Origin of the sequence: Lentzea sp., from assembly GCF_035525475.1 — a bacterium.
Lineage (GTDB): Bacteria > Actinomycetota > Actinomycetes > Mycobacteriales > Pseudonocardiaceae > Lentzea.
Genome location: NZ_DATLEC010000079.1, coordinates 47681 through 66026, shown reverse-complemented (window position 1 = coordinate 66026; position 18346 = coordinate 47681). Strand labels below are relative to the sequence as shown.

At 69.5% G+C, this 18346-nt stretch carries 16 protein-coding genes; 6 read left to right on the top strand and 10 right to left on the bottom strand.

The window, feature by feature from the left end; translation table 11 throughout:
• Window positions 1–534 (bottom strand): ribosome hibernation-promoting factor, HPF/YfiA family (gene hpf, locus VM306_RS14530; protein WP_325515257.1); only part of this gene is annotated, 534 nt, incomplete at its 3' end.
• A 977-nt stretch (window positions 535–1511) separates the two neighbouring features.
• Between hpf and VM306_RS14525 the strand changes: the two genes are divergently transcribed.
• Complete coding sequence (locus VM306_RS14525) at window positions 1512–2129, top strand: phosphoribosyltransferase (protein WP_325515256.1); 618 nt, start codon at window positions 1512–1514, stop codon at window positions 2127–2129.
• 214 nt (window positions 2130–2343) lie between these two features.
• Here the strand turns inward: VM306_RS14525 and VM306_RS14520 are convergent, their stop codons facing one another.
• The 5 genes from VM306_RS14520 to VM306_RS14500 form a co-directional block, all read right to left on the bottom strand.
• A complete protein-coding gene (locus VM306_RS14520; RefSeq protein WP_325515255.1) occupies window positions 2344–4086 on the bottom strand; it encodes an LpqB family beta-propeller domain-containing protein in 1743 nt (580 codons plus the stop codon).
• On the bottom strand, window positions 4083–5873 hold the full coding sequence (gene mtrB / locus VM306_RS14515; RefSeq protein ID WP_325515254.1) for an MtrAB system histidine kinase MtrB: 1791 nt from the start codon (window positions 5871–5873) through the stop codon (window positions 4083–4085). The genes VM306_RS14520 and mtrB overlap by 4 nt, the downstream gene beginning before the upstream one ends.
• Before the next feature lie 10 nt (window positions 5874–5883).
• Complete coding sequence (gene mtrA, locus VM306_RS14510) at window positions 5884–6561, bottom strand: MtrAB system response regulator MtrA (RefSeq protein ID WP_030471262.1); 678 nt, start codon at window positions 6559–6561, stop codon at window positions 5884–5886.
• A 185-nt stretch (window positions 6562–6746) separates the two neighbouring features.
• Window positions 6747–7577 carry an SAM-dependent methyltransferase gene (locus VM306_RS14505; protein WP_325515252.1) on the bottom strand — a complete coding sequence of 277 codons (831 nt, stop codon included), beginning with the start codon at window positions 7575–7577 and terminating at the stop codon, window positions 6747–6749.
• 76 nt (window positions 7578–7653) lie between these two features.
• The gene (locus tag VM306_RS14500) at window positions 7654–8298 is read right to left on the bottom strand and encodes a dTMP kinase (RefSeq protein WP_325515250.1); all 645 of its coding nucleotides are present in this window, start codon (window positions 8296–8298) and stop codon (window positions 7654–7656) included.
• Between the two features lie 145 nt (window positions 8299–8443).
• On the opposite strand from VM306_RS14500, the gene VM306_RS14495 reads away from it, so the two are divergent.
• Window positions 8444–9412: a hypothetical protein gene (locus tag VM306_RS14495; RefSeq protein WP_325515246.1), complete on the top strand. Its 969-nt coding sequence runs from the start codon at window positions 8444–8446 to the stop codon at window positions 9410–9412.
• A gap of 194 nt (window positions 9413–9606) precedes the next feature.
• Here VM306_RS14495 and VM306_RS14490 read toward each other — a convergent pair whose 3' ends face one another.
• Window positions 9607–11643 (bottom strand): hypothetical protein, encoded by a 2037-nt coding sequence (locus tag VM306_RS14490; protein ID WP_325515242.1) that lies wholly within the window; start codon window positions 11641–11643, stop codon window positions 9607–9609.
• A gap of 86 nt (window positions 11644–11729) precedes the next feature.
• Between VM306_RS14490 and VM306_RS14485 the strand changes: the two genes are divergently transcribed.
• Complete coding sequence (locus tag VM306_RS14485; protein WP_325515237.1) at window positions 11730–12584, top strand: helix-turn-helix transcriptional regulator; 855 nt, start codon at window positions 11730–11732, stop codon at window positions 12582–12584.
• Between the two features lie 46 nt (window positions 12585–12630).
• Window positions 12631–12735 carry a DUF397 domain-containing protein gene (locus VM306_RS14480; protein ID WP_325515235.1) on the top strand — a complete coding sequence of 35 codons (105 nt, stop codon included), beginning with the start codon at window positions 12631–12633 and terminating at the stop codon, window positions 12733–12735.
• Here VM306_RS14480 and VM306_RS14475 read toward each other — a convergent pair.
• Complete coding sequence (locus VM306_RS14475; RefSeq protein ID WP_325515233.1) at window positions 12719–13189, bottom strand: hypothetical protein; 471 nt, start codon at window positions 13187–13189, stop codon at window positions 12719–12721. The two genes, VM306_RS14480 and VM306_RS14475, sit on opposite strands and share 17 nt — an antisense overlap.
• A gap of 49 nt (window positions 13190–13238) precedes the next feature.
• Window positions 13239–14702 carry an adenosylhomocysteinase gene (gene ahcY, locus VM306_RS14470; RefSeq protein WP_325515231.1) on the bottom strand — a complete coding sequence of 488 codons (1464 nt, stop codon included), beginning with the start codon at window positions 14700–14702 and terminating at the stop codon, window positions 13239–13241.
• Between the two features lie 98 nt (window positions 14703–14800).
• On the opposite strand from ahcY, the gene VM306_RS14465 reads away from it, so the two are divergent.
• Entirely contained in the window at window positions 14801–17209 is a 2409-nt protein-coding gene (locus tag VM306_RS14465) for a hypothetical protein (RefSeq protein WP_325515229.1), read from the top strand.
• A 10-nt stretch (window positions 17210–17219) separates the two neighbouring features.
• The gene (locus VM306_RS14460) at window positions 17220–17744 is read left to right on the top strand and encodes a GNAT family protein (protein ID WP_325515227.1); all 525 of its coding nucleotides are present in this window, start codon (window positions 17220–17222) and stop codon (window positions 17742–17744) included.
• Here VM306_RS14460 and VM306_RS14455 read toward each other — a convergent pair.
• Entirely contained in the window at window positions 17737–18315 is a 579-nt protein-coding gene (locus VM306_RS14455) for a TetR/AcrR family transcriptional regulator (RefSeq protein WP_325515225.1), read from the bottom strand. The two genes, VM306_RS14460 and VM306_RS14455, sit on opposite strands and share 8 nt — an antisense overlap.
• Window positions 18316–18346 lie beyond the last annotated feature (31 nt).

Here is an 18346-nt window from a genome sequence, read left to right as displayed (position 1 = left end):
GGTCATCGGTTTGGCGGCGTGCTCCTTCTCGCGTACGACGCGTCCGGGCAACTTGTCTTCGAGGCCGTCGTCCCACCGCTGCGCGGGCACTTCCGCCATGCCCTCGTAGTCGGCCTCGGGTGCGTCGAGCACCGCGGTCTTCGCGCGGCGCGACGTCATGCTTTCGCCTGCGGACGGTTCAGCCAGTCCGCTTGTCGCTTCCGCCACCGAGATCGGGGCACGGGCCCCGTGGTGGACTCGCCTGCGGTCATGAGACCGGCGCAGGCGGTTCTCGAGCTTCGCGACCGCGGCGTCCAGTGCGGCGTAGAAGTCACCCGCGCAGGCTTCGGAACGGACCACGGGTCCACGTCCCTTGCCGGTGATTTCGACCCGCTGGCAGTTCTTCGACTGGCGGCGGTTCGGCTCGTGGAAAAGCTCCACGTCGAAGCGGATGACCTTGCGGTCGTAGCGCTCAAGCCGGGCCAGCTTTTCGGCGACGTGCACCCTGTAGTGATCGGGCACCTCGACGTTGCGGCCCTTAACGACGATGTCCATACACGACCTCCCTCGCTTTGCTGCGAGCTTTGGCTGGACTGATTCAGCGCGCCGTGGCGATCATGGATCGCGGATTGCGTCGCAGAGGGTCGTCCTCCGCGGCTCTCACGGCGCCAGGGTCATGGGCTGTTCGCCTCCTCCCCGAGGGCCGGGAACGCTGATAGCGGTGCACGTTAGCTTGGGATTCACCGTCGCGTAAGCCCCCTTGCCGAGGGAAGGACGAGATTTTTCGGTGACTACGCAGCGCGACGACAGCGCGTTGCCAAACGTTTCCCGAGCGTGCCCCGAACCACACTCCCATACACCTCGCTCACCCGTACGGCCGAGGAACGGGCCGACACTCGACGGCAGCCCTGCTGCGTCAAACGGGTCCCGGCGCGGCCTCATACCCAGCCAACGGGCGGCCCCCGCGTCATGTTCCCGAAACCTGGAATAGATCGATTCCGAACCACTCGGTGAGACCGCGCGGCCCTTCTCACAACTGAACTGATCGGTGCCGATGCGCGATCACGAGGCAGTCACGACCGGCTGAACGGTGGATTCCGCCCATTCCCGGACAAGGGCGGCGATCACTCGCCGTACTCTGTTCGCCGGTATTCCCATGAATAACCGCTGGTCAGCAAGACATGTGAATAATCGTTAACCCTGACGGGGTGTGACGGGCTCTCGCAGGAGTCATCCCAGGAGGCGTTGCCGCGACCTCCCGGCGTCGCGGCCGGGGTGCCGGAGGCGGACGTCCCCGTTCTGAAACGCCGGGTCAACAGACGGTGGCACAAACGGGTGGCAGCGGGTCAGCGGATCTTGGGAAACCGTCGCAGAACCGGCGCCGAGCAGGGCCTCCACCCACCTCACGTGGCCTGTGGAGATCGACAACGCAACCGGAACTTCACCCTTGTGGGCGGTGCCGAAAGGCCCAGCACCGAAGCCGGCCCGGATTTCCCGGATTTTCTGTCAGACCTCGTCGCCATCCTGGACCCATGACAGCTCTCGACCTCGTCCTGCCGTCCACATGCGCCGGCTGCGGCCTCCACGGCACCGCCTGCTGCGCCACGTGCTTCGCGGGCCTCGGCCCTCCGGAGCCGATCCGGGTTCCCGGCGTGGGGCCGCCTGTGTGGACGCTGGCGGCCTATCACGGTGCCGCGCGGGAACTCGTGCTCGGCTTCAAGGAACGGGGCGCACGGGCGCTCTCAGCGTGGTTCGGGGCGGTGGTGGCGTGCGCCCTGATCGCGGTGGGGCAGGGGCCGTGGACGCTCGTGCCCGCACCCTCCCGGCGCAGCGCGGCTCGCGAGCGGGGCGGCGACCACATGCTGCGGATCGCCAGGGAGGTGGAGATCGCCTCGGTGGCGCCGGTGCTGCGGCTCGGCGCCGGGGTGGCCGACTCGGTGGGGCTCACCGCCGGGGCCCGGCGGCGGAACCTGGCCGGGCGGGTGGAGGTGTGCGGCCGGCCGCCTCCGGGGACCACGGTGCTGCTCGACGACGTGATCACGACCGGGGCCACGGCCTCGGCCTGCGTGCGGGCGTTGCGCGGGGCCGGGGTGCGGACGCACGCGGTGGTGGTGCTGACCTCGGCCCGGCCGCACCAGCCCGGGCAGTAGGAGGGGCCGCCGGCTCGGGCGGGCACCGGATCGGGCGGCCACCGGTTCAGCCGGGCACCGGCTCGGCCATGCACCGGGGCGACCGGAGTTCACGGGCGCACGGAGGTGGTCGCGTTGTCCACCGGTTACGGTCCGAGCCGCGGGACGGCACGCCGTTCGGCTCGTCCGCAGTGGTACCGCTCGCCGAGCGCCTCGCACCGTCCGGAGCGCGGCCTCAGCCCGGGTAGAAGACCAGCGCGCCCTGCGACACGCGGATCCCGCTCGACCGCCACACGTCGGTGATGTCCGAGGCCGACCACAACCCCGAAGGATCGATCACCTGCACCTGACGTGCGGGCGCCGCCGCCACCGATGCGACCGGCACGGTCAGGTTCGACTGGCTGTAGCGGTCGAGCTTGTAGCCGTCCGCGTAGACCTTGGTGACCGGCAGCGCCGGCAGGGAGGAGGAGACCACCAGCACGTCCTGCGAGAGCCAGTCGATCGACTGCACGGCCGCGCCGAGCGTCGAGGGCTGCACCTGGCGGGGTGAGCGCAGGGCCACGTCCTGGTTGTTGCGCACCACGGACGCCACGTAGAGCTTGCCCGCGATCACCAGGGCCGCCCGCGTGCCGTCGCGGGACAGGCGCAGCTCGCTGATCGCGCCGAACGGCGTGATGTCGGTGATGTTGACGCCCTTGGCGGTCCAGCCGCTGTCCGAGCGGGTCACGCGGGCCACCGAGCCGCCGTCGACGGCCGTCCAGACCTCGGCGCCCGGTTCCTTCGGGCCGCTGGAGAGCAGCCACGTGGGACGCGAGAGGGAGGTGGCGCGCAGGTCCACTTCGGACAGGTCCTGTTCGAGCTCGCCCACGCGCAGGCGCATGCCACCGCCCGCCCGTGTCACCACGGCCAGGCGCGAGCCGTCGAGGGACTGGGCGGCGCTCACGGCGTTGTAGACGCCGGCGCCGGCCGGGCCCTTGATCGGGTTGCCGTCGGTCAGCGAGCGGACGGCCCCGTCCACCACGAGCATGCCCTGGAGGTTCGCGTTCAGCGCCAGCAACGACTCGCCCGCGGTCGCCGACACGTCGGAGGGCCGGTAGTCGCGCTGGTCGGGCAGGATCTGCTGGCCGTCGACCAGCACGCGGACGCGCGACGAGGTGACGCCGGAGTACGACTTCACGATCTGCGCGACGATCTGCTTGCTCTTCTCGGGCGTCAGGTCCTTGCCCACCTTGGTGAGGTTGACCTCCATCGCGCCGTCGTCGGACTCCTTGGTCTCCGAGAAGACGTCGGTGTCCGGGCCGAGCGCGCTCACCAGCGTGTCGCGCACCGCGTCGCCGGGGCCCTTGATCAGCAGCTCGGTCACGCGGGTGGGGATGCTCGTGGCCGGCGGGATCACGACGTAGCGCGGGTCCGGCACCAGCACGGTGAACTCGGGGTTGTAGAAGTAGAGCGTGACGCGGCGGTAGTTGGTGATGAACTGGTTCTGCGGCATGTAGACGCCCGGCGGCGGCTCGGAGATGCGCCACTGGTTCTCGCTGTTGCGCTCCAGCTTCACCACCTGCGAGACGTCGCCGAGCCGCGGCACGAACGAGTTGTCGTTGCCCAGGCGGCCGACGTACTTGCCCTGCAGCAGCACGGTCTGCGTCTTGTCCTGCGGGGTCTGCGGCGCCTGCGAGGTCGGCACGGTCGCGAACGTCGGGTCGATGATCGTGGGGTTCTTGGTGTCCCACTTCTGGTTCGCCTCGGACGTCAGGAAGGCGCGGGCGGCCGCGAAGTCCCGCTCCGGGTTCGAGGTCGCGTCGATGAAGTCGCGCACGAGCATGAACGGGTCGATGTTCTGCCGCGGTTCCGGCGCGTTGACCGTGTTGGACGACTTGCCGTCCTTGGTGCCGATCGGCTTCGGCTGGGTGTTCGTCGGGATCGCGGCGCACGCCGACAGGGTCACGAGGGCGAGCACCAGCACCGTCAGCCGCTTCACCGCACTTCCTCCGAAACCTCTCTCGACGACGCCGGCTCGGAGTCCTGGTCGGACTCGGGTTCCGGCTCCTCGGGCGCGTCCACGGGCTGCGCCGGCTGCCAGGTGAGCTCCTCCGGCCTCAGTTCGACCTCTTCGGGCTCCTCTGGCGCGTGCGGTTCGTCCGACACGGCCATGGGGACGCCGTCGATCGCGGGCGCCAGCGGCAGCGGGCTCTCGCGCAGCTCCTCGCCGTGCCTGCGGGGCAGCGTCAACCGGAACACGGCGCCGTGGCCGGGCTCGCCCCACGCCTCCAGCCAGCCGCCGTGCAGGCGGGCGTCCTCCAGCGAGATCGACAGGCCGAGGCCCGTGCCGCCGGTGCGGCGGTTGCGGGACGGGTCGGCGCGCCAGAAGCGGCTGAACACCAGCTCGGCCTCGCCCTTGCGCAGGCCGACGCCGTGGTCCCGCACGGTGATCGCGACGGCGTTGTCGTTGCCGCGCATGGTCAGCTCGACCGGCTGGCCCTCGCCGTGGTCGATGGCGTTCGCGAGCAGGTTGCGCAGGATGCGCTCCACGCGGCGGGAGTCGAGCTCCGCGACGAGCTCGGACTCCGGCAGGTCCAGTACCACGGGCGAGTTGGCGCTCGTCGAGATCGCGCGCACCGAGTCGTGCGCGCGGCGCGCCAGCACGCGGATGTCGACCTGGTCGGCGGTCAGCTCCTCGACACCGGCGTCCAGGCGGGAGATCTCCAGCAGGTCGCCCAGCAGCGACTCGAACCGGTCGAGCTCGTCGACCAGCAGCTCGGTGGAGCGGGCGAGACCGGCGGGGAACTGCTCGCGCGAGGCGTGCAGGACGTCCGCGGCCATGCGCACCGTCGTCAACGGCGTGCGCAGCTCGTGCGAGACGTCGGAGGTGAACCGGCGTTGCAGCTGGCCGAACTCCTCCAGCTGCTTGAACTGGGCCTGGATCGACTCGGCCATCTCGTTGAACGACTCGGCCAGGCGCGCGACGTCGTCCTCGCCGACGACGTGCATGCGTTCGTGCAGGACGCCGTCCGCGAACCGCTCCGCGACCTCGGCCGCCTGCCGCACGGGCCGCACGACCTGGCGGGTCACGAGGTTCGCGATCAGCGCGAGCAGGACCAGCAGCACGATGCCGCCGACCGCCAGCGTCGACTGCACGACCTCGGCCGTGCGCTGCTCGGCGGTCAGCGGGAAGATCAGGTACAGCTGCATCGACCGGGCGGACGTGCTCATCGGCAGGCCCACGACGAACAGCGTGGTGGCCGTGCCGTCGCGCTGCACCGTGTGGATCTGGGTGCCCTCGTCGCCGTTCTCGACCATCTCGCGCAGGCCGCGGGGAACGTCCTCCAGCGGCCCGACGGACGGCACGCGCCCGGCGCTGGCCGAGCCCAGCCCGTCGGCCAGCACCGGTTCGAACGCGCCGGCCCCCGCCGTGGTGGCGTCCGTTCCGGAGCCACCGACGGCGAGCTTGTTGATCGCGCTGGTGAACCGCGTCTGCACGCTGTCCGGACCGGGGTTGAGACCCACCAGGTCGGACTGGATCAGGTTGCGCGAGGCCATCGCCTGGCGCACCGCGGCCTCGTCCTTGGTGTTCAGCAGCTGGTTGGTGATCTGCATCTGCAGCACCATGCCCAGCACGAACACCACGGCGGACGAGAGCGCGAGCGTCGACACGACGACGCGCAGCTGGAGCGAACGTCGCCACAGGTCACCAAACGCGGCCCATCGCTTGCGCGCTTCCTCGACGAGGAAGCGCATCTTCGCGACGACCGGCCGAACGAACTTCATACGCCACCTGTCACGGAGGGCCGGCTTTGTACCCGACACCGCGGACAGTCAACACCACCTCGGGGTGTTCCGGGTCCCGTTCGACCTTCGACCGCAGCCGCTGCACGTGGACGTTCACCAGGCGCGTGTCGGCGGCGTGGCGGTAGCCCCACACCTGCTCGAGTAGCACCTCGCGGGTGAACACCTGACGCGGCTTGCGGGCGAGCGCGACGAGGAGGTCGAACTCCAGCGGCGTGAGCTGGATCGGCCTGCCCTCGCGCAGCACCTCGTGGCCGGGGACGTCGATCGTGAGGTCACCGATCTGGAGCACCTCGGAGGGCTCGGCCTCCGTGCGGCGCAGGCGCGCCCGGATGCGGGCCACCAGCTCCTTGGGCTTGAACGGCTTGACCACGTAGTCGTCCGCACCGGACTCGAGGCCCAGCACCACGTCGACCGTGTCGCTCTTCGCGGTGAGCATCACGATCGGCACGCCCGACTCGGACCTGATCGCCTTGCAGACGTCGATGCCGTTCATGCCCGGCAGCATCAGGTCGAGCAGCACGAGGTCGGGCTTGAGCTCGCGCAGCGCGGGCAGGGCACGAGCACCGTCGGCGACCACCGCGGTGTCGAAGCCCTCCCCGCGCAACACGATCGTCAGCATCTCCGCCAGGGCGGGGTCGTCATCGACGACGAGCACGCGTGCCTTCATACTCAACATCGTCGCACTCCCGGTCGCGCGTTCGCGCACCACCCAGGCTCCGTTGCCGCTGGTGGCGGTGTGCGCTCGTTCGGTAACCGGCCGGAACTGTCGTTCCACGTGTCCCACCTCGCCCGATTCGGCCTGCTCGTCGCGGGAGTAACCGCGCGGCGAACACCTTTCGTTACCAGGCGTTCTCAGCCGGTGCGCACCGCGGACGCGAGCCAGATGCGCGCGGCGCCCACCTTCCGCGGGTCGGTGATCGCGGGGACCGCGCGGCCGTGCCGGGCGGCGAGGTCGACCTGGTGCGTGACGGTGGCGTCCCAGCCGTACCCGTCGAGCCACTCGACGGGATCCTCCACGTCGGACTGCCAGCGCGCGTCCATCGTGTCGAACCGCCGGTGCACCGGCCGCATCTGCGGCAGCCCGCGGAACGCGCGGTTGACGTGCTCCAGCGCGAGCGTGCTGCCGGGGGCCGACAGGGCGCCGACCCAGTGCAGGAGCCGCGCGCCCGCGTCCGGCGGCAGGAACATGAAGAGGCCCTCCACCAGCCAGGCCGCGGGCCTGCCTGGGTCGAACCCGGCGCGGATCAGCGCCGTCGGCCAGTCCTCGCGCAGGTCGCACGGGATGGCGGTGCGGTCGCAGAGGGGCTTGGCACCGAGGTCGCGCAGCGCGTCCTCCTTGAACTCGACCAGCTCGGGCAGGTCGAGCTCGAACAGCGTTGTGCCCGGCGGCCACTGGAGGCGGAACGCTCTGGTGTCGAGTCCCGCCGCCACGATCACCACCTGCGGTGCGGCGGAGGTCAGCAACTCGTCGTCGAAGTACCGGGTGCGCAGGACGAAGTGGTCACCCGCGAGGGTGCGGACGCCGCTCAGGTCGTCCGCGGACCCGGCCGCCTTCACCAGCCCGGCGGCCAGCGGGTCGTCGAAGAGGCGGTCGAGCCGGCCTTGCTCCTGTGCGCGGGCGGCAGCGATCAGCACCGCCGTACGGGCGACACCGACCGGTGGGCGCTGCAGTACACGCTTCAAATTGTGATCTCCTATGCACTCACAGTGACGAGGTGAACACACGATCGTGTCAACCGGTACACACGTGAGCGACCACTCAAGGAGTGAAGATCGATCCCAGAAGCGAAGAAAAGTTCACGTTTGACCGCCCGTCGACCACTTGCCACGGCGCGAGCCAGCCGACGTTCGCCAATCCGTCGTAAACGAGTCCGCACCGGGCCTGCAGCGAGCCATCGGATTCGTAAATGTCCCGCGCCCGCGAGTCGTCGTCCTGCTCGCGCTTGGCGGCACGCTCCGCCGCGACCTCCACGGGCACGCGCAGCAGCAGGTGCAGATCGGGAACGGGCAGACCGAAGCGGTCGATCTCCAGCGCACGCACCCACTCGACGAACTCGCCGGTCTCGTCCTGGTGCAGCCGCGCGGCGTTGTACGCGGCATTGGACGCCACGTAGCGGTCGAGGAGCACCACGTCGTGCTCCTCGAGGTCCTTGCGGATCTCGTCGGCCGCACCGCGCCGGTCGAGCGCGTAGAGCACGGCCATCCCGTAGACGGAGTCGCTGAGATCGCCGATCGTGCCGTAGAGGGCGTCGCGGACCAGGTCAGCGTGCACGCTGACGCCGTAACGCGGGAACGCGTAAGTGGCCACGGTCCTGCCCTGAGCGCTGAGCGCCTCGGTCAACCCGTTGGCGAGCGTGCGCTTGCCGGCGCCGTCCAGACCTTCGATCACTACGAGCTTTCCCACGCGCGCACAGTAGACGGAACCGGTACCGGCCACTCACACGGCCGTAACGGATCCCCCACACGGGCGAAATCCGATCTTTCGATCACCAGAACGAGTGACTACGGTGAACAGTCACACGGCGCGTGTGTGAAGGGTAGGTGCCGCGGTGGCCGCGGATTCCGGGCACGCCGGATCGGTCGACGAACCGATCGGTACCCCGACCGGGGGTTTGCCGACCCCTCTCGCCGAGACGCTGCGCTACGGGCCCTTCCACCGCGCGCTGCGCGAGGCGATCGCCCATCGGGGTCTCTCACTCGCACGGCTGCGCGCCCATCTCGAACAACTCGGTGTCCAAGTTGGTCAGTCGACCCTGTCGTACTGGCAACGGGGACTGCGCCATCCCGAGGTTCCGCGCGCCATCACGACCGTGCGCGCATTGGAGTCCGTGCTCCGTCTGCCGCCATCGTCCTTGTTGGACCTCATCGGCCCGCGTCAGGCGAACTCCTACGCACCGCGTTCCGTCGCGACCTGGCCGGACCACGCGCCGTTGCTCGCGACGTTCGACTCCGTACCGGAGGCCGCGCGGGGCAACGCCGACCTCGAAGTGCTCTCGGTGCACGACACCGTGCAGATCGGCATGCACCGCGAACAGCGCTCCATCACCACACGACTGGTCGTGCGCGCGGTGCGGCAGGGTCCGGACCGATACCTGGCCGTGCACCGCGGCGACGAGGGTTCGTTGATCGAGAACGCCCTGGTGCGCGCCGGCGAGGGCTGCCGCCAGGGCCGTCTGCGCAGGGAAAGCGCTTCCCGCAACCTGGCCGTGGAGCTGCTGTTCGACCGGCGGCTCGCGGCGGGCGAGGAGCACGTCTTCAGCTTCACGGTCGTCGACGACACGGGCGGCTCGACGGCGGGCAGCCACCGGACGTTCCGGGACGCGTGCGGCTCGTACCTCGTGCAGCTCTCGTTCCACCGACGCGCGATGCCCGCGCGCTGCATGAAGCAGTTCCGCGCCTCGGCCGACGCCACGCCGGTCGACGTCGAGGAGCTGGTGTGCGGGCTCGGCGGCGTCGTCAGCGCGTACTTCGGCGACGTCGGGCCGGGGATCGCGGGCATCGCCGTCGAGTGGAGTTAGCCCGGGGTCTGGGGTGTCCCCAGACGGCACCTCGAGCGACGCGGTCCGCGTGTTCTGCGGACCCACGTCCCCTGAGTGGAGTGCGAGGAGAGCGAGGGGGCTAAAGACCAGCGGTCCGAAGACCAGACTGGTTCCAGAGTTTAGGAGGAAGCTCCCTCATGGCCTCGCGTGGACAACGGTAGCAGTGAGGCCCCTCAGTCCGACAGCAGTTTCGCGAGTTCCGCCACCGTGGTGACACCGTCCTCCTGCGCCAGCCCGATGCGGATCGCCGGGGCGTCCTCTGTGGACCCCTTGCGGGTGAACAGGTCCCTCACCCTCGCCACGGTGAAGTACTTGCGCCGCAAAGCAGCCGCGGCGATCAGCTTGACCACGTCGCGGTTCTCCTCGACCCGGTTGCCCCACGCCGAACCACGCAGGTAGAGGTGCAGCCACGTTCCGATCCAGGCGTCGTCCTGCCGCTCGAACATCACCGGCAACGCGACCTTCCCCTTACCACGCATGGAAGAACGCGCCCGGACCGTGCTCGGCTCGAACGGCTTGCCCATTTGAGCGCGGTCGCGGCTCATGAACCCGAACATCGACTCGGCGACGTCGTCGAACCCCTCGCCGGAGAAGATGTTGACCTGCGGCACCACGTACTTGGCCGTCACCACCTTCCGGTGCAGGTCGACGAACTCCGTCGCACCGTCGGAGGCGTCGGTGACGTCACCCGAGTAGTAGGCGCCCCCGAGCTTGAACCGCGTCCAGGAGACGTGGCCCTGGAACTCGAAGTTCTCGCCGAGCAGCACCGCCGACAGGTCGTAGTCGGTCCGCTTGGCGTGCTGCCGCCAGTGCACGAAGAACCGCAGCACGTCACCGTCGAGCGACAGCTTCGACCCGCGCGGCAGCACGCCGAAGCCCTCCTCCGTCCCGGAAACGGGCACCACGACGTCGAGCACCTCGTCGTCGACGACGAGCTCCGAGTACTCCGGCAGCCGGCGGACCAGCTCGTCCTCGACCACGCGGGTGATCGCCGCGACGGCGTCCGGGTCGAGCGGCACGCGCTCGTCGTCCGCGATCCACACCCTGCGGCTGCGGGACGCGAAGACGCGGGCCGTGTCCGGCGTCGTGCGGTTCTCCAGGTGCTCCAGCAACGAGATGAGGACGCGGCTCGACACCTCCGGCACCGCCGCCTCGACGTGCTCGGCGAGGTTCGCGGCACCGTTCCTGAGCAGCCGGTCCACCTGACGCAACAACAAGCCCGGCGCGTTCGAGAGGATCCGCGCGGCGCGCTCGACGTCGTTCTCGGCGAACGCCGTCTCGACCTGCCCGGCGAACGACCGCGCGGTCTTCTCCCCGCGCGCCACCGCGAACACGTCCCGAGCGTTCTCGAACGGGTACTCGTGCGGGTGCAACCGCTCGCCGAGCCGCTTCCACGCCTCGCGGTTCTGGTGGACGTCACCGAACTTGCTCGCCGCCACCTCGTCCAACGCCCCGAGCAACGCCCGGCGCTCGGGCCGGCGGAACGACCGGAAGCGCGTCGGCTCGTCCAGCGTGACGTCTCCCCCGGACGCCTCGGCCGCGAGGCGCAGCACGTCGGTGACGGTGTCGATGTCCTCGAGGGGCCGCTGCGCGACGAGCCGGACGGCGTTGAGGATCGCGCGGTTCTCCCTGATCGGGACCTCGACCTTGACGTCCGGGCACAGCACGGCCAGCTCGCCGAGCAGGACCCTGTCGTTCTCCGCGAGCGGGATCGGGCTCGACGCGAGCTCTTCGAACAGCCGCCGCGCTTCTTCTTCGAGCGTGCCACCGAGGTGCACGACCGTGATGCGGTCCTTGAGCGACGGGATCAGTTCGTCGTGCGCCCGCAGCATCTCCTCGTACGTGTGCTGGACGCGGCCGTACTTGGGCAGTTCGAGGAGGTTGTTGGTGGGCTTGATCCCCTTCTCGACCGCGTCACGCAGGCACTCGCGCCAGAAGGCGAGGGTGTCCGGCACGTTGTGCGGGAACTCCTTGAAATAGGGGTTGTGCTGCGCTCGCGCGCCGATCAGGTCCTTGACCGCCCTGACGACCTCGGCGGCGAACCCCTCGGCGTCCGCGAGACCGCCGACGTGCTCCAGCAGCTCACGCGAGGCCTTGAAGCCCGAGCTGATCAGCGTGGCGTCCAGCTGCCGCGCGGTGGCGGCGCCGTCGCCCGGCGCACCGTCCGAAGCGGGCACGCGCAGGGTCTTCTTGATGATGGTCGTCCGCACGTGGTCAGTAAAACCCGGCCGTCAATCGCGATTCCACCCGTTTGAGCACGATGTTGTTGCTTCTCCATCACTTAACGTCGAATCCCATGAACGGCGATCCGTCCACTCCCTACAGCCGTGACCTGGGCGACGAGTTGCGACAGGTGCGGGAGCGCTACACGACCTTCCGCGGCCGGAAGATCGCCCGGATGCTCGGGTGGGATCCGGGCAAGGTCTCGAACATCGAGAACGGGAAGGTGCGCGCCACCGAGATCGACCTCGTCCAGTACCTGGGGCGGTGCGGGCGGAGCCAGGAGTTCATCCACGACTTCCTGGACAGGTACAGGTCGGCGTTCGACCACTACTTCGTCCAGGTCCCGGACAACCTGCGCACGATGGCGATGGCCGACTCGACCGCCCATAAGATCACCACGTACAACATCACGACCATTCCCGGCCTGGTCCAGACCGAGGCATACGCGCGGGCGGTGTTCGAGGCTCGCGGTGTGCTCACCCCGGACCTGATAGAGGCAGCAGTCCGCTTCCGCATGAACCGGCAGGCGATCTTGCTGCGACCCGACCGCCCGGCGTGCACCTTGTACATCCACGAGAACGCGCTGCGTGTGAAGGTGGGCAGCGACGAGGTGATGAAAGACCAGTTCATGAGGCTGCTCTACCGCACACACGTCGTCCGGATCGTGCCTGCTGCCTGCGGTCCAAGCGGTGTCTTCATGGCCAACTACGTGCTGTGGCAGTACGAGAAGCGCAGCGGCGTGGCCTTCACCGAATCTGACATCGCCAAGGTCTTCGTCCAGGACCTGGCGGGCGTCAAGCGCTGCAAGTCGATCTTCACGAGGCTGGATGCCCTCGCGCTTGATGAGGAACAATCGCGAACGATGGTGGCGAATTTCGCCAGCCGATCGCGGGAGGACCTCAGTGGCCGGAGACTGCACTTGGCGTAAGAGCAGCTACAGCGAAGGCGATTCTGTCGACAGCGACTGTGTCGAGGTGGCGTTCGCCCAGGCCGTGCGCGTCCGCGACTCCAAGAACACCGCGGGCCCCGAGCTGAGCTTCAGCGTCGAGGCCTGGCAGGGGTTCATCCGAGTTCGGTAGGCAGCGGCAGGTCCAGCGCCGCGAGGAACCGCTTCGTCTTCACCTCCACGAACACCTCGCCGTCGTCGATCTCGTCGACGTCCTCCGACTCGTCCCACTCGAACTCGTTCGGGTCCTCGTCCTCGGCCAGGAACGCGAGGAGCTCGGCCTGCTTCGCCACGACGTCACCCGAGGGGTGGGACAGCGCCCACCACGCCGCGAGCCCGGAGGCCTCGCGCAGGACGTCGGTCGGGTCGGAGGCGTTCGGGTTCTCGAAGTACGTGCGCGGCGTCAGCCCGAGGTACGCGACGCCGCTGCCGGGGCCGACGGGGGCGTAGACGACCGAGGTGATGTCGCTGTCGTGGATGTCGATCCAGAATGACGGCTCGGCCAGCGGTGGCAGTTCGCCTTCCGACAGCGTCTTCCACTGGCCGTGCTCGTAGGCATAGGTGCCGAAGAATCCCACGGTGGACATGAAACAGGGGCCTCCCGCACAGCGCGCGGGAGGCCCCTGCCGAACGAACTCAGTAGCGGTAGTGCTCCGGCTTGAACGGGCCCTCGACGTCCACGTCGATGTACTCGGCCTGATCCTTGGTGAGCTTGGTCAGCTCGCCGCCGAGTGCCTCGAGGTGGATGCGCGCGACCTTCTCGTCCAGCACCTTGGGCAGGCGGTAGACCTCGTTGTCGTACTCCTTGAACTTGGTGAACAGCTCGATCTGCGCGATCACCTGGTTGGAGAAGGAGTTCGACATGACGAACGACGGGTGGCCCGTGGCGTTGCCCAGGTTCATCAGGCGGCCCTCGGACAGCACGATGATCGTGCGGCCCGACGGGAAGATCCACTCGTCTACCTGCGGCTTGATGTTGTTCTTGCGGATGCCGGGGTAGCGCTGGAGACCGGCCATGTCGAGCTCGTTGTCGAAGTGGCCGACGTTGCCCAGGATCGCCTGGTGCTTCATCTGCGCCATGTGCTCGACGGTCACGACGTCCTTGTTGCCGGTCGTCGTGATGATGATGTCGGCGATCGGGAGGACCGTCTCGAGCTTCGCGACCTGGTAGCCGTCCATCGCGGCCTGCAGGGCGCAGATCGGGTCGATCTCGGTCACGATCACGCGGGCGCCCTGGCCGCGCAGGGACTCGGCCGAGCCCTTGCCGACGTCGCCGTAGCCGCAGACGACCGCGACCTTGCCACCGATCAGGACGTCGGTGCCGCGGTTGATGCCGTCGATCAGCGAGTGGCGGATGCCGTAGCGGTTGTCGAACTTCGACTTGGTGACGGCGTCGTTGACGTTGATCGCCGGGAAGAGCAGCTCACCGGCGGCGGCCAGCTGGTACAGGCGCATGACGCCCGTCGTGGTCTCCTCGGTGACGCCGCGGATGTCCTCGGCGATGTTCGTCCACTTCTTGCCGTCCTTGGCGAGCGAGGCGCGGAGAGTGTCGAGGATGATCGTCCACTCCTCCGAGTCGTCGTCAGAAGCAGCGGGGACGACACCGGCCGCCTCGTACTGGACGCCCTTGTGGACGAGCAGGGTGGCGTCGCCACCGTCGTCCAGGATCATGTTCGGGCCCTTGCCGTCGGGCCACGTGAGCATCTGCTCGGCGGTCCACCAGTACTCCGGCAGGGTCTCGCCCTTCCAGGCGAAGCAGGAGACGCCCTTGGGCTCCTCCTCGGTGCCGTGGGGGCCGACGACGACGGCAGCCGCCGCGTGGTCCTGCGTCGAGAAGATGTTGCAGGAGGCCCAGCGCACCTCGGCGCCCAGGTCCACCAGGGTCTCGATGAGCACAGCCGTCTGGATCGTCATGTGCAGCGATCCGGAGATGCGCGCGCCCTTGAGCGGGTACACCCCGGAGTACTCGCGGCGGAACGCCATCAGGCCAGGCATCTCGTGCTCGGCCAGACGGATCTCCTTGCGGCCGAACTCGTGGAGCGACAGGTCGGCCACTGCGAAGTCGATGCCGTTGCGGGTCTGCAACCGGTCCGAGGTCATTGCGAAGTCCTCCAGGGCACTTCAGAGAGGGTGTCGTCCGACCATACCGCCCATTCATGCACCACTATGACCCCTACTCTGGGTGAGGGAGGTCTCGGGTGTTGATTGCCGGCCCGGACACACGTGTCGTCGAACTGCGGGTGCACGGCGTCCAAGGGACTACGCCGCAGACGCTGGTCGACGCCGTCGCGGCGGTGGACGTCGCGGGGGACGGGCTCGGACGCATCGTGCGCCCGGCGGACAGGCTCCGCAGGCCTGCCCCCGGTCCAGTGTTGCAGACCGAAGGCCGTCCGATCCCCCGTGTGGTCGAGGGATACCTGTGGGGCGGTATGACGTCGGGGGGTGTGGCCAAGGCCACCTGGGCGTTGCTCTTCCCGTTCAGCGTCGCGAACGTCGCGCACTGGATGCTGCCGCCCGTCCCCGAGCGGAACCTGCCCGCCCACCTGCTCGGCATCGGTCTGCGGTCGCTGCTGCGGGTGTTCGCGCTGCTGCTCACGGCGTTGCTGGTCGCGCAGATCTCCGTGGTCAGCATGGACCTGCTCGCCGCCCAGTGCCTGCGTCCAGGCACCCCGTGCCTGACCAGCGTCCCGGACGACGTGCGCACCTTCCCGTGGTTCCGGGCGTTCCTGGGGCTGCTGCCGATCATCCTCGTGATCGCGGTGATGCGGCGGGTCTCGCACGTCGACTGGCGGATCGAGCGCCGCGAGATCGCCGAAGCCGAGGAGAAGAAGGAACAGCAGCCCACGTCCGGACTGCCCGGCGCGCACGTCGCGACCGACCCGGACACCCCCGCGCTGCGGTCGTTGCACGTCGTGGCGGCGCTGGCGGTGACGTCGCTGATCTCGCTGGGCGGACCGCTGAAGCAGCTCACAGCCGGCGGGGACATGGGCGTGACGCTCACGGTGACATGGGTCGTCGCGCTGGTCTTCACCTGTGTGCCGGTGCTCGGCGTGTTGCTGCTCGACGACCCGACGGGCGGCGCTCCCCACCGCGGCGGGCGGTGGCTGCGGGCGGCGCTCGGCAAGAAACCCCGCCGCGTGCTGCTGGTCCTGTCGGTCCTGCTGGTCGTCGCGACGCTGGCGTTGCAGGAGCAGCTGCCGGTGAGGGTGCCCGGCGCGGACGTGACGGTGCAGGTCGTGGCGTTGCTGATGGCGTTCGTGCTGGCGCTGTTCGCGATCCTGCTGGTGCCCGCCGCACTGCTCGCGCGCGGCTCCTGGAAGGCGATGCCGCGCGAGCTGCGGCCGTGGGCGGGCGGCTGGTTCGCCGCGCCGGTGCTGGCGATCGGCGGGTTGCTCGGCGGTGGTTTCGGCGCCGGAGTGGCGCTGCCGGTGCGCAAGGCGCTGGGCAGCGAGCTGTACCTGCCCGTCGGGTACGACTACATCACGCTGCTATGGGGTGTGGCGGGTGCATTGGGCCTGTTGAGCACTCTCGCGGTGGCGTCGTTCACCGGTGCCGTGCGGTGGCGGGCGTTCCACAAGGGCAAGGTGTGGGCGCGTGAGGCGTCACTGCTGCACTCCGGCCGCATGCGCGACCTACGCACCGCGACACGCGCGTGGTGGTGGGCGCGCTGGGAACGCAACCACGGACACCACCTGATCCTGATCATCGCGTCCGTGCTGGTGGTGGGCGCGGTGGTCGCCACGGTCCTGCGGGTGCGCAACGTGTCACCGGCGACGTGGATCTCCCCGTTCTCTGCTCTCGGCGTCGGCGTGCTCGGCCTGCTCGCGGTGTCGTTGCTGCGCGCGGTGTACCTGGCGGCGCGGCAGCCGGAGTCCGGCCGCCGGCTGGGGATCATCGCGGACATCGCGCAGTTCTGGCCGCGGGAGGCGCACCCGATCGTGCCGCCCTGCTACGCGTTGAAGGTCGTGCCGGAACTGGTCGAGCGCGTCCGGGACCACCTGCGCGACCCCGGCACCCGCGTCGTCCTCTGTGGACATTCGCAGGGCTCGTTGCTCGTGGCCGTCGCGGCGGCACGGCTGCTGGAGGAACTACCGCCGTACGAACGCGAGCGGATCGGCCTGGTGACGGCCGGGTCGCAGCTGCAGTGGGCTTACCCGCGGGCGTTCCCGGCCGTGGTGCCGCACTCGTCGCTGGCACGGCTCGCCGGTGGGCTGGACGGGCGCTGGCGGGCGCTGTGCCGGGGCACGGACCCGTTGGGCGGCGCGGTGACGACGTGGCGGCGGCAGGTGTTCGACGGGATGCTGCTCGGCGTCGGGTACCGGCAGGACGGCTCGGTCGGCGCGCTGGCCCCGGCGTTGCGCGGGCCGACCGGCGCCCTGGTGCTCGGGGGTGACCACTGGCTGCCGGATCCGCAGCGGGGGCCGTTCCCTGGGCGGCGGTGGCGGTCCGGGGTGTCGGCGCACTCGGACTACACGTCGGATCCGGAGTGGGACCGGGCGGTGGCGATCGCGGCGGGGCTGATGCAGGTGGACACTCCGGAGGCGGCGCCGTCGCCGTTCGCCCGGAAGCCGGAAATGCGGTCGCGGGACGCCTTCGGCAACTCCTAGTCTGCGGATCATGCTGACCGGGGATCTCGTCCGACTGCGACCCGTCGAGCCCGAGGACGCGGACGCGTTCTACCGCTGGCACAACGACGAAGAAGTGATGCGCTGGCTGGAGTCCTACTTCCACGAGTCGTTGGCGTCGCTGCGCAAGCGGCTGGCCGACCGGCGGGAGAACTCGCACGAGAAGGTCACCTTCTGCATCGAGACGCTGGAGGAGCGCAAGCTCATCGGCGTGGTCACGCTGCGGGACGCGGACCCCGTCAACGCGCGCGCCGAGGTCGACATCTACATCGGCGAGAAGGACCACTGGGGTGGCGGTTACGGCACGGACGCGCTGCGCACGGTGTGCCGGTACGGGTTCGGCACCATGCGGTTGCACTCGATCGAGCTCGGCGTGGTCGAGGCCAACACCCGTGCCATCCGGTCCTACGAGAAGGTCGGCTTCCAGGTCGACGGGCGGTTGCGGCAGTCGTTCTTCCGCGACGGCGAGTGGCACGACTCGTTGCTGATGTGCGTGTTGGAGGACGAGCTCATCTGAGGGCCGGGGCGAGGTGGCCGATCGCCTCGCGCAGATGGTCTTCCAACGACCCGGCCGGCACCACGACCAGGCCGGACGGGCGGACGTCCACCCACCGCCGCACGGCTAGCCGTGCGGCGGCGGACACCGCCGCGGCCAGGACGGACGCGCCCAGTTCCGACTTGCCCAGGCGTTCGGCGATCACCTCGGCGATCGGCGGTTCCATCGACGTCACCGAGTCGAGGTAGGCCTCGCGCAACGACGGCGTCGAGGTGATCAGCGCCTGGGCCTGCGACGGTGGTTCGCGGTACTGCTCGGCGAACGCGGCGATGATCGAGTCGGCCAGGGGCTCGTCGGCGGGGCGAGAGCGCAGCTCCGCGGCTACCTGGAGAGCGCGTGAGGCCGTGATGCCCGCGACGATCGCGTGCTCGCGGCTCGGGAAGTAGTTGTTGTAGGTGCGCGGCGAGACGTTCGCCGCCTCGGCGATCTCGTCGACCCGCACGTTGTCGACGCCCTTCTCCAGGGCGAGGCGCAGTGCGGCGGCCGCCAGCGCCGCTCGGGTCTCTGTCTTCTTCCGCTCGCGCAGTCCCACGCGATCACTCTAGAGACCTGTCGCGACGCGA

Bases quoted from the DNA above. Each gene is read 5' to 3' on its own strand.
- VM306_RS14460 (WP_325515227.1), top strand. From the start codon at position 17,220: ATGCTGACCGGGGATCTCGTCCGACTGCGACCCGTCGAGCCCGAGGAC.
- VM306_RS14485 (WP_325515237.1), top strand. From the start codon at position 11,730: ATGAACGGCGATCCGTCCACTCCCTACAGCCGTGACCTGGGCGACGAG.
- ahcY (WP_325515231.1), bottom strand. From the start codon at position 14,702: ATGACCTCGGACCGGTTGCAGACCCGCAACGGCATCGACTTCGCAGTG.
- mtrB (WP_325515254.1), bottom strand. From the start codon at position 5,873: ATGAAGTTCGTTCGGCCGGTCGTCGCGAAGATGCGCTTCCTCGTCGAG.
- VM306_RS14475 (WP_325515233.1), bottom strand. From the start codon at position 13,189: ATGTCCACCGTGGGATTCTTCGGCACCTATGCCTACGAGCACGGCCAG.
- VM306_RS14525 (WP_325515256.1), top strand. From the start codon at position 1,512: ATGACAGCTCTCGACCTCGTCCTGCCGTCCACATGCGCCGGCTGCGGC.
- mtrA (WP_030471262.1), bottom strand. From the start codon at position 6,561: ATGAAGGCACGCGTGCTCGTCGTCGATGACGACCCCGCCCTGGCGGAG.